Here is a 9,884-nt window from a genome sequence, read left to right on the forward strand (position 1 = left end):
ACCCCTTAAACCTATCTTTATCACCCCTTAAACCTATCTTTATCACCCCTTAAACTATTGCAAACAAAGGATTTCAGCCTGTCTAAAAGCATTAAAAAGCATTAAAAATAATTAAAAGCCCAGTCTGGTCAAATTGCCCTTGGTTTTCGCTTCGCTCAAACTCTATTGAATCTCGCTTTCGCTCGATTCGAGGGGCAATTTTTGGCTCTTTTCGTTGTGAATTTGAGAAAAAGCAAAAGCAACTCGGAATTCGCTTCGCTCATAGAGCTTTATGCTCGCTTCGCTCGGTCTAGGCTCAAATTTTTTGTATCTAAACTTCACTTTTTTAGGTTAATCAACCTAAAAAAGCGGTTTTTCAGAGGGCCGAGGCGCGAATTTTGGGACTGTCGCTCGTAGACACTCGCTTGGTTGAGCTGTTCTAGTGGTTTATTGAGACTGTGTCATTTGCTGCTATTTGCGTTTAGAGGCACTTTTTTGTTTTTTGGGTACTGATCTCTAGTTCAGTTTGAAATGATCGCACTATGGCGAAAATACAGCGTTTAAACGTGATGTTTGTTCATTGCTCTGGTGTTTTGTTGAATGGGTTTCTTGGATCTGTTTTTGCTGTTTCAATGAGTCGATTCATATTTTTTGTGGTTGGCATACGCTGAACGAAAGCTTCGATTTCTTCAATTGTTCCAAGATTCCTTTTGAGCTGTCTAAAGCTGAGATATGCATGAATCATGTCGGCCAGTTTATCTAAGTCGCTATTATCCTGTGAAAAACTAATCGATGCCTTTCTCAAAGATTCGATATAAAGCGATCCTATAAAGTATTTGATCTGGCCTTCTCGTTTTTTCTGTTGTTTCTGGCTTTGTTTTTCCTTTTGTTGTTCTGGATTCAGGGCTTTTTCTATTTTCTGATTCAGGTTTTTCGCTGCGGTCTGGTGGCGTTGCGTTTTGAGGATCTCATCTAGTGCATCGTGCATGGCAAAGTAGGCATCGATGTCATGTTTTTGATGGAGCTTGAGGATGTTTTGCTCCAGTGCATTGCGTTTGGCAGGTTCTGTCTGTTGGATCAGTTGCAGCTGAAGCATGCGTTTGTTGTAGGCATTGCGTTCATAGCGACATTTCTGGATCAGTTGGCGGTCTTGTTCACTGAGATCCTGAAGACTTTTTTTGTTTTTGAGCATGTGCAGGCAACGTTCTTCAATCCGTCTTTTGAATGGCAGATTGAGGATATGCGTGCCGAGTTCATTGATTTCTTTTGCGGTGAGAACTAACGCTTTGCGTCCTGCCATTTGGATCTCATTTTGCCGTGGATTGACTCCATGTTAGCGTCATCTTATGGGCGTTTAAACTATTTTTTCTGCTATGCATAAAAAATAGTTTATCTCGTTTCCGTGTCTTTTTTTGACAACAACCGCTAAAGCGATTATTGTCAAAAAAAGACACTCCTCCTCGCTCCTGCGGAGAGCCTCCTTTGCGAATTGGATCTCAGGTGAATTCGGCATGTTTTACATGAATATTCGGCACAATGTGAAGAAGGATTCCAGTTCCAAGAATACCTTCCATTATCTGACTCGAACGGCTCATTTTGCTGAGCAAAAGGCCGATGAAGAATTGGAGTTCGTGCGTTCTGGAAATATGCCTGCTTGGGCCATCGATGCGCCTGCGACCTTTTGGCATAGTGCGGATCGTTATGAGATTGCTCGAGGTCGAACTAGTTCGACTTTGACCGTGGCCTTGCCGAAAGAATTGTCGAAGCAGCAGCGTCAGGATCTGGTCGAGGTCTTTATTCAGGAATTTGCCGATCAGTATCAGTTCCCTTATACCGCAGCGGTGCATAATCATCCGAGTGAACTGACAGGTGAAGATCAACCGCATTTGCATCTGATGTATTCTGAACGGAGTCTGGCCGATGGGATTGAACGACCACCAGAGCAGTTTTTTAAGCAGTATCGTCCAAAGAATCCCACCAAAGGTGGTGCACAGAAATTAACGGCTGATGCGTTGGGCTTTGGCCGTGATCAGGTGAAAGCCTTTCGAGAAAAAACTGAGCAGCTGATTAATCAGGCTTTGGAAATGCATGCACCGATGAAAACCCTAATTCTGGAGGGTATGGAGATTGTTGTTCCGAATCGAGTGAGTCATTTGTCCAATCAGCAATTTAACCAGAAGTACGGAACGCAGTTGCAGGATGTACCGCAGATCCATCGATGGAAGTTGAAAAGTGCCGATCCAATTATTCAGCTTGAAGTTGAGGCACAGAAGCAAACCATTCAACAGATTCGACAATTTAACAAGCTTCAGATCTATCAAAAGGAGTATAACCAAGCCTTAGAGCAGCGTAAAAATCAAGATCTAGATCGTGATGATGGTTATACGCCATCATGGTTCTAGGGATATGGTGAGGTTTTAAATAAAGCTTTTGGAGGTCGTATGAAGATTGGAAAACAAATTCTTGAGGAGTTATTTGATGATCAACGTGCTGCTGCACATGATCCCCATCATCCAGTGAATGATCAGCTTCGGGCCAGTCTATTGTGGAAGAAACATTTGCTTGAGTTGATTCAGATCCCACGGTATCAACTGAAATCAGATGATAGCTATGTTCTAGTAGCTGATATTCCAGAGTATTTTAAGGCACAGTTTGAGCAATATTTTTTAGGCCAGAAGCTGTTACAGCATGTGGATCGTCCTGAAGAATCGAGACTGGATAGCAAACGTTTAGACAGTTTTATTGCTTATCTCAAAGATCATCCAAGCTATAAATCAGAGCAGTGTGGCCAAGCATGAAAAAAAACGTAGACGCTGATCGAATTCGAGCTGCTTTTAAGGCAACGCAAGGGATTGTGGAGCATGAGTTTGAGCAGCATGTAATTGATGCCAGTCAAGCTTATGTCAATGCGATGATTGAACGGATTGCTTCTGGTGAGTCGAGTTTTGAGGAGGAAGATGCCGTGTTAATGATGAAATGGCGAGCTATGAAAGCCTTACAGGGTAAGGATTCATAGCTCCACATAAGCGCCATTATGTTAAGTTTAGATTCCCTTAATGCAACAGAACCATCAACGTAATTAATATTTGAAATTAACCATATTTTTTTAAGCATTCTGAATAAGAACGTATGGCATATTTTTCAATAGCATTATTTTTTAATTCATCATTTGTATACTCAGGAAATATATAATAGGCATACTGTACAATCCTAAAAACCAACTCGTTATTTTCTCTTTTTGAAGCAGATAACTTTTCTGGTGCTGCTTGTAATTTCTTTATCGTAACTTCATATTTAGCCCCGTTCTGCCTATAAGATTGAGCGTTATATGCTATTTTTTTCACTATTTCACAGTACGATTCTGGTTCTACTATGGTGGGTTCAGAATAACTAGAAGTATTCATATAAATAAGAATTAAACACAATACTATTTTTTTTATTTTCACTCGGATGCACTCCAAATAGGCTATTTTCAACAAGTTTCTTGAACTCATATTTCGTTAATTCAATCTTAAGAATATGCATCATTATTTAACATAATGGCGCTTATGCGAAACCACTTTTAAAAAGTTATTTATTTTCAATATTTTAATCATTTTACATAAACCCAAAAACCCTCAAAAAAGCCGAATCGAAACATCTCGGCTCTTTTTTCGCCAATTTTGATATATTCTGCCAATAAAATCGATTAAAAAATAATCATAATCGCAATTTTTCCTGATTTCTTAAGGCTTCTTGGATGCTATTTTATCCCCATTTCCTGCGGACAAATCTTGGGATAAATACTTGATAAAATCATGTACGTTTTGGCGTACATTCATTCCAGAAAATTGCCAATAGCCATACTCAGCTCAATTTCCTATGATGGGTTCATCGAGAACAGGATGTTCCATATAACAACAATAAGATCAGCGACAGGACGCGAGGGATGACAGGAGTTAACCCTAGAACGCAAATACGAAAAACCCAGACAGGATGTCTGGGTTTTTTTATTGTCATTTGAATAATAATTCAATTAAGCATAAAATATAGACTGTAATCTATATTATGGTTGTAATATGTGGACAGTCATTACAACGGATCTGTTTAACGAATGGCTTGTACAGCAAGATGAATCTACACAAGAGAAAGTACTCGCAGCGTTGGTCGTTCTACAGCAACAGGGACCAAGTTTAGGTCGTCCTTTAGTAGATACTGTCTATGACTCCAAATTTACCAATATGAAAGAGCTACGTGTTCAGCATCGAGGTAAACCACTGAGAGCCTTTTTTGCATTTGATCCTTTACGACAAGCCATTGTGCTGTGTATCGGTGATAAAGGCGGTAAAAAGCGTTTTTATAAAGAGATGTTAGATATTGCAGATCAGCAATACGAACTTCATCTCTCAACTTTAGGAGATCAATCTAATGGCTAAGACCCTACAAGAATTATTGGCTAGTCGCTCTCCAGAGAGTCAAGCTCGTATTCAACAAATGGCTGATGAATTACTGTTGGAAACTCAGCTTCACCTTATTCGTGAAGAGTTAGAGATTTCTCAAAAAGAATTGGCTGAAACTCTTGGTATTAAACAGCCTTCACTTTCAGCCATTGAAAATCGTGGAAATGATTTGAAAATTTCAACCATAAAAAAATATGTTGAAGCAATGGGTGGAAAACTTCGTATTGATGTTGAGTTGCCAACAGGAAAACATATTGGATTCAATGTCTAATAGTTAAATTGGGAGCAATAAGGTTCCCAATTTTGATATTTTACAAGAGATTTTATGTTAAATTTAAAATTTATTTTTTAAACTTATTATATACTTAGGTTAATTTAATAAAGATACGGTATTAAACTTATGTATTATCATGTGATTTTAGAATTAGGCGAAAAGCATCATAAGAATGTATGGGATAAAGTAGAAATTAAATCAGATTTAACGAATTTAGAAGACGTAATTAATAAATATGCTGAACCTTATCAGATTGGAAAATCTATTTTGATTAATGGCCGCACTATTCCTATTGAACATATTGAACGTTTACGTATTTTTTCTAGTGAAATATCTGGTGAAATTCTAAAAGAACAACAGGCTAATAAACGCAGGGCAGAAGATCGAGCATCTAACGTTGTTATGATAGGTTTTTATTCCAATGATTTAGAGTCAGCAATTCTAAAACAAAAAGAAATAACAGAAGAATTAATAACATATGCGAAAGGAACAAAAAAAGAAGGTTCTAATTTAGTTGAAAAGAAGAAGATTACTCCATCTAAAGTATTCATTGTTCATGGTCATGATGATGCATTGATCAATGAGGTAAAAGCTTTTTTATCCGCTCAAACAATTGAACCGATAGTTCTTAGAGAACAGCATGATGCTAGTCTTACAATCATAGAAAAATTAGAACGTTATACAAAAGATCCTTCTATTGGATTTGGGATTGTTTTATATACGCCTGATGATGAAGGTAAGGCTATTGGAGAAAATGAATATAAACTAAGAGCTAGGCAAAATGTTGTTTTTGAACATGGTTTATTAATAGGTTTATATACTCGTGAAAAAGTTATTTGCTTAGTAAAAAAGGAAGGTCATATTGAAATGCCAGGGGATGTGAATGGTATTGTATATACAGACCATAGTTATAAAGATTGGCGTATGTCTGTGGCTCACATGCTAAGTGATGCGGGATATGAAATTAACTATAGAAAGATCAGTTAATGGCTATTTTAAAATCACAAAACCTAGAGATTAATCTAGGTTTTGTGATCTCGCAGTTGAGATTTTATGTTAACTAGCCCCTTGATGATTTTTAAGCTCAATTATTAATACTATCTTGAATAGATTCTATTCCCATTTCACGTAATATTTCATTAAATTCTTTAATAATGAAATTTGAAGAAAATCCTTTATCTACAAGGTTTTCAACAATTATTTCTTTAGGAATACCATCTTTTATCATCTCAAAAATTCTTCTTCTTGCTTGGTTTGGAGACATCATACTTCTCCCATTAGCACCTTGATTTTTTATCGATAATTCAATATTTCTAATTCTTTTATCAAAAGTTCTAGTTGTTTCTAATAATTCTAACAAAATATTTTCTTCAGTTCTGATGACTGGTTGTGGAGTCTCATTTGCATATTTCTCAAGAATAGCACCAAGTTCAGTTTCAAACTTAGGCCAATAAGTTTCAAAAACAGTATCTAGAATATCATCTCGTAATTTATGTTCTTTTAAAGATTCATTTAATGTATCTATTAAAGCTCTCATATTCGCTTTATTTGGAAGAGTATGGTTGAACTGAGATAAAGGTGGTTCAATATCTGTAGGTTGGAGATCTACTAAAAATGTGCATACTCTGGAAGATGTTAAACCTCTGGCTAAAGATCCAGCTTCGAATAGAATCCAAGGCTTATTTAAATTTTCCTTTGTTAAGCAAATAATTCCTATAGTAGTATTTTGGAGTTGATCAGCAACTTCAGTAAACCAAAGAGCACCCCGACCAATATGCTTAGTTGAAATCCAAGGATCTACTGCTTGTAAAACGCATCTAATCCATGAATCTAATAATTCTGCTGTTTCTTTACTTTTATCTCCAGACCAGCTCAAAAAAACCTTCATTTTATCTCAATAATATTTTTAAATATTAATTATTATATTGATATTTATACTAATATACTAATTATTATTTTATTGCTCTTTTAAAGAAAGTTATGGCCTCAAGAGTTTTTTTTAGTTTCAGTAGTTCTGATATAAGTCACTACTATTTAATGAAAGCATGGAAAAAAAATCCTCATACAGATTTTACTTTTATTGATTATCAATTGCCTACCGCAATTCGTTCTGAGAATGTTCCATATATCAAGAGAATTTGTAAAGAGCGAATTGATTCAGTAAGTACATTTGTACTGTTGATAGGTAAGGATACAAAGTCAAAAACTACTTTTGTGAAGTATGAAGTTGAATGTGCAGTCAAGAAAGGTTGTCGATTATTTGCTTTAAATCTTAATAACTCTAGAAATGCTGATAACTTATGCCCTGATTTTATTAAAGATTTAGGATTTGTTTTCTTGCCATATTCGCAAAAAGCATTAATTTATTGCTTAGAAAATATTCCTAAACATGAGGTGGGGAAAAATTATATATTATCAGATGCTACATACAGAAAGTTGGGCTTATGAAAGATACAGATTTTCCTAATTGGTTTCAGGTTTCAGATAAGCTTTCAAAAAAATATCAGAATCAGTTCTATCTTCTTTATTTTTCACATATTTTTTCCTTAATACTACTTACAGGAATATCTCTTTATCCAAATGTTTCGAAATGGACTATTTCATTCCAAATTATTATTGTTATAAGCGTCTTAATCTCATCATTAGGCCTATTTCTGAATAAGCCCGATAGAAAATGGTATTCAGCGAGATCTCTAGCTGAGTCTATTCGAACTATTACATGGCGTTTTGTAACAAGAGCAGAACCATTTCATGAAGATTATGATATTGCTAAAGTTAAGTTTATTAAGTCAATAAAGAAAATAACAAACCAAAATCAAGAATTGAAGCTTTTAATTTCTGCTGATATTAATGAAGATTTAATTTCATATCGAATGCAAGAATTAAGGAATGGTAATTTACAGAAAAGAAAATCTGCATATCTATCATATAGAATTGAATCACAATTAGGCTGGTATAAGAAAAATTCAAGAAAAAATAATTCTAGATCTAATCTATTGTTTTCAATAGTTATTTTTCTAAACATAATAGCTCTTGTTTTGGCTGCTTCAAGATTAGGATATATAGAAGAGAAAGTATGGCCAACAGATATAATAGTGACAGCTGCGATAGGTCTAGTGGGCTGGATACAAGTGAAAAAATATTCTGAATTATCTACATCATATTCTTTAACAGCATCAGAAATAACACAGATTAAAATAGATTATTTTTTATATCCAATAAACGATGAAAAAGCTTTTTCTGATTTTGTTGGCGATACAGAAAATGCATTTTCACGCGAACATACCCAATGGTATGCACGGAAAGATCATTTTTCTTAATCTTAAAGTTTTCTTAAAATTAACATAATAGGCCTTATGCGAAACACTTGAACTTTTCCTTTTCGCATCAATATCTTAAAGTAAGCCGTTCTAGGGTTCAGCGCACTGGAACGGCTTTTTCTTGATACTTCACGTTCCACGTATGTTTCTTAAACAATGTTCTATATTCTTGTTTAGTCCAGTTGAATAATCGCCTTACCCATTTGGCAAGAAAAAGCGACTTAGAAAGCCTCTTTTCGGCTGCTCTGGTTCTACGTGCTCTGGCACTGGAATACGCTTATTTTCTGTTTCGACTGGAGTAGTCAATCCGTCATCTTTCGGCTCGGGTTCTGACCGAGGATCTGTTGCTATATCTGGAGCAGATTTCTGATCGGTAAACGTAGTCATATTGGATTGTGGGGGCTTCATTTCAATGAGTGTCAGCAGTGTATCTATACGAGCATTTGCCTTGGCTTCACGATCTTCGGCTTTTTCTAACTGTTTTTTTAGAAAATCAATTTGGTTTTTGAGTTCTACAACTGTTTTATCAGTGTATTCAGATGTATTTTGATTTTGTATTGGAGACGTATCGATACGTTTTACTTGTTTTACTCCAAAAGGTTCTCCATAGACACGAAGAAGTTCTGAAAAATCTATAAAACCATCATGGTCACGGCTTAACACACCGTTTTTTATATCTTTATATAGCGTAGCTCGAGATTTTTTATACAGGGTTGCAGCATCACTAACACTGTATTTTGTAGCTGTATTCATAGTGTATTGCTGTGTATTTTGAAAACGTATTGGAGAATACAATATGTGTATTCTCCAATACACTCAAGCTTTAAAGCCTAAGTTTTTTAGATGAGGCAAAAACTGTTTTTGCTGTATTGGATCTCTTAGCATTTCTTTGATTTTCGCGGCTAGGCTCTCATAGCTTTCATTACCATTTGCTAAGTTTGAAAATTCAGGTAGTCGTGAAAGCTGATTGCCAAACATATTGATTTGAGCATCTGTCATTTGTTGGAATGCTGTTTGGGGCGTTCTAGTTAATTCTTGTTGAGATGGCCTAACTTTCGATTTAATTCTGAATTGAATGTCAGTGATAACTCGTCCTTTTTTGAATTGGTCATAGTCAACGGTAATATCAGTGTGTTTATTAATTTCACTTACTGCTCTGTCTAATACGTTGGATTTAAAGTTAGACATTGTTGAATATTCAGTCGAGTCAAGACCTAACTTTGATCTAAGATCGTTAATACTATATTTCTCAGTTTTTGCTACATTCAACCATTTAATTAATAGCTCATATAGTCTTATGCTATATTTACTTCTAAAATCAGATACTTGCTCTATATGATATTTGGTAAATTGTTCGCTTAATCGGCTAATTAAGCTGATAACTTCGTTGCTAAGGTATAAAACAATAAGACCATTAGAATCTACATAGGTCACTTTGTTTACCCAATTTGCTGTAGTAAGAGCCTCTAGGCCCTTATATCTATCTAAATAACTGAACTCCCTTCTTTTTAGTGTTTTTGCTGCCTCTCTGAGCAAGCCATAGGCATTATTACTATCCACTTTAAATTGATGAATGTAGTCGCTTACAAGCACTTCTATTGGTGTATCTGGCGTGAGATTAGAAGACTCTCTAGCTCCAACTATGGCCAAGAGCATAATACGTTGCTCTATGAGTGATAAGTTAAAAGAAGCATCGATAAGAGCATTATCTTTAACAACTAATTTATTGTTATTTGTCATGATATGAAGCTGAGTAATTCATTTAACTAGGTTATATGTCATATATTTTAAATAGTCAATAATCTATCTATTTATATACCCCTTAAACCTATCTTTATCACCCCTTAAACCTATCTTTATCACCCCTTAAAC

Annotated in this window: 13 protein-coding genes; 8 read left to right on the forward strand and 5 right to left on the reverse strand. The window is 35.4% G+C overall.

The window, feature by feature from the left end:
* Positions 1-556 precede the first annotated feature (556 nt).
* A complete protein-coding gene (locus F895_RS00955; protein ID WP_005244535.1) occupies positions 557-1,279 on the reverse strand; it encodes a hypothetical protein in 723 nt (240 codons plus the stop codon).
* Between the two features lie 211 nt (positions 1,280-1,490).
* On the opposite strand from F895_RS00955, the gene F895_RS00950 reads away from it, so the two are divergent.
* Genes F895_RS00950 through F895_RS00940 form a run of 3 tightly spaced genes read left to right on the forward strand, consistent with a single transcriptional unit; the run spans position 1,491 to position 2,995 of the window.
* Positions 1,491-2,381: a MobA/MobL family protein gene (locus tag F895_RS00950; protein ID WP_005244541.1), complete on the forward strand. Its 891-nt coding sequence runs from the start codon at positions 1,491-1,493 to the stop codon at positions 2,379-2,381.
* A 39-nt stretch (positions 2,382-2,420) separates the two neighbouring features.
* Entirely contained in the window at positions 2,421-2,777 is a 357-nt protein-coding gene (locus F895_RS00945; protein WP_005244542.1) for a 2OG-Fe(II) oxygenase family protein, read from the forward strand.
* Complete coding sequence (locus F895_RS00940) at positions 2,774-2,995, forward strand: hypothetical protein (protein ID WP_005244543.1); 222 nt, start codon at positions 2,774-2,776, stop codon at positions 2,993-2,995. The genes F895_RS00945 and F895_RS00940 overlap by 4 nt, the downstream gene beginning before the upstream one ends.
* Positions 2,996-3,071: 76 nt before the next feature.
* On the opposite strand, the gene F895_RS00935 is transcribed toward F895_RS00940, so the two are convergent.
* Positions 3,072-3,425, reverse strand: a complete 354-nt coding sequence (locus F895_RS00935; protein WP_005244544.1) for a hypothetical protein — start codon at positions 3,423-3,425, stop codon at positions 3,072-3,074.
* Positions 3,426-4,037: 612 nt separating this feature from the next.
* Here F895_RS00935 and F895_RS00930 point away from each other — a divergent pair.
* From F895_RS00930 to F895_RS00920, 3 genes are all read left to right on the forward strand, one after another.
* Positions 4,038-4,394: a type II toxin-antitoxin system RelE/ParE family toxin gene (locus F895_RS00930; protein WP_000269909.1), complete on the forward strand. Its 357-nt coding sequence runs from the start codon at positions 4,038-4,040 to the stop codon at positions 4,392-4,394.
* Positions 4,387-4,689, forward strand: coding sequence for a helix-turn-helix domain-containing protein (locus F895_RS00925; RefSeq protein ID WP_005244545.1), 303 nt, complete (start codon positions 4,387-4,389; stop codon positions 4,687-4,689). Before F895_RS00930 ends, F895_RS00925 begins: the two co-directional genes overlap by 8 nt.
* A gap of 129 nt (positions 4,690-4,818) precedes the next feature.
* Positions 4,819-5,679, forward strand: coding sequence for a TIR domain-containing protein (locus tag F895_RS00920; protein ID WP_005244546.1), 861 nt, complete (start codon positions 4,819-4,821; stop codon positions 5,677-5,679).
* A 97-nt stretch (positions 5,680-5,776) separates the two neighbouring features.
* Here F895_RS00920 and F895_RS00915 read toward each other — a convergent pair whose 3' ends face one another.
* Positions 5,777-6,580 (reverse strand): toll/interleukin-1 receptor domain-containing protein, encoded by an 804-nt coding sequence (locus tag F895_RS00915; protein ID WP_005244547.1) that lies wholly within the window; start codon positions 6,578-6,580, stop codon positions 5,777-5,779.
* Positions 6,581-6,672: 92 nt separating this feature from the next.
* On the opposite strand from F895_RS00915, the gene F895_RS00910 reads away from it, so the two are divergent.
* Together F895_RS00910 and F895_RS00905 are read left to right on the forward strand one after the other, a co-directional pair.
* Positions 6,673-7,140 carry a TIR domain-containing protein gene (locus F895_RS00910; protein WP_081402031.1) on the forward strand — a complete coding sequence of 156 codons (468 nt, stop codon included), beginning with the start codon at positions 6,673-6,675 and terminating at the stop codon, positions 7,138-7,140.
* Positions 7,137-8,012 (forward strand): DUF4231 domain-containing protein, encoded by an 876-nt coding sequence (locus F895_RS00905; protein WP_005244550.1) that lies wholly within the window; start codon positions 7,137-7,139, stop codon positions 8,010-8,012. Before F895_RS00910 ends, F895_RS00905 begins: the two co-directional genes overlap by 4 nt.
* 195 nt (positions 8,013-8,207) lie before the next feature.
* Here the strand turns inward: F895_RS00905 and F895_RS00900 are convergent, their stop codons facing one another.
* Complete coding sequence (locus F895_RS00900; RefSeq protein WP_005244552.1) at positions 8,208-8,765, reverse strand: plasmid replication DNA-binding protein; 558 nt, start codon at positions 8,763-8,765, stop codon at positions 8,208-8,210.
* 63 nt (positions 8,766-8,828) lie between these two features.
* The gene (gene repM / locus F895_RS00895) at positions 8,829-9,752 is read right to left on the reverse strand and encodes a replication initiation protein RepM (protein WP_005244554.1); all 924 of its coding nucleotides are present in this window, start codon (positions 9,750-9,752) and stop codon (positions 8,829-8,831) included.
* Positions 9,753-9,884: the final 132 nt, after the last annotated feature.

The sequence above is a fragment of the Acinetobacter sp. CIP 64.2 genome (assembly GCF_000369645.1).
Taxonomy (GTDB): Bacteria; Pseudomonadota; Gammaproteobacteria; order Pseudomonadales; family Moraxellaceae; genus Acinetobacter.

Bases quoted from the DNA above. Each gene is read 5' to 3' on its own strand.
- F895_RS00955 (WP_005244535.1), bottom strand. From the start codon at position 1,279: ATGGCAGGACGCAAAGCGTTAGTTCTCACCGCAAAAGAAATCAATGAA.
- F895_RS00950 (WP_005244541.1), top strand. From the start codon at position 1,491: ATGTTTTACATGAATATTCGGCACAATGTGAAGAAGGATTCCAGTTCC.
- F895_RS00945 (WP_005244542.1), top strand. From the start codon at position 2,421: ATGAAGATTGGAAAACAAATTCTTGAGGAGTTATTTGATGATCAACGT.
- F895_RS00940 (WP_005244543.1), top strand. From the start codon at position 2,774: ATGAAAAAAAACGTAGACGCTGATCGAATTCGAGCTGCTTTTAAGGCA.
- F895_RS00930 (WP_000269909.1), top strand. From the start codon at position 4,038: ATGTGGACAGTCATTACAACGGATCTGTTTAACGAATGGCTTGTACAG.
- F895_RS00925 (WP_005244545.1), top strand. From the start codon at position 4,387: ATGGCTAAGACCCTACAAGAATTATTGGCTAGTCGCTCTCCAGAGAGT.
- F895_RS00920 (WP_005244546.1), top strand. From the start codon at position 4,819: ATGTATTATCATGTGATTTTAGAATTAGGCGAAAAGCATCATAAGAAT.
- F895_RS00915 (WP_005244547.1), bottom strand. From the start codon at position 6,580: ATGAAGGTTTTTTTGAGCTGGTCTGGAGATAAAAGTAAAGAAACAGCA.
- F895_RS00910 (WP_081402031.1), top strand. From the start codon at position 6,673: ATGGCCTCAAGAGTTTTTTTTAGTTTCAGTAGTTCTGATATAAGTCAC.
- F895_RS00905 (WP_005244550.1), top strand. From the start codon at position 7,137: ATGAAAGATACAGATTTTCCTAATTGGTTTCAGGTTTCAGATAAGCTT.
- F895_RS00900 (WP_005244552.1), bottom strand. From the start codon at position 8,765: ATGAATACAGCTACAAAATACAGTGTTAGTGATGCTGCAACCCTGTAT.
- repM (WP_005244554.1), bottom strand. From the start codon at position 9,752: ATGACAAATAACAATAAATTAGTTGTTAAAGATAATGCTCTTATCGAT.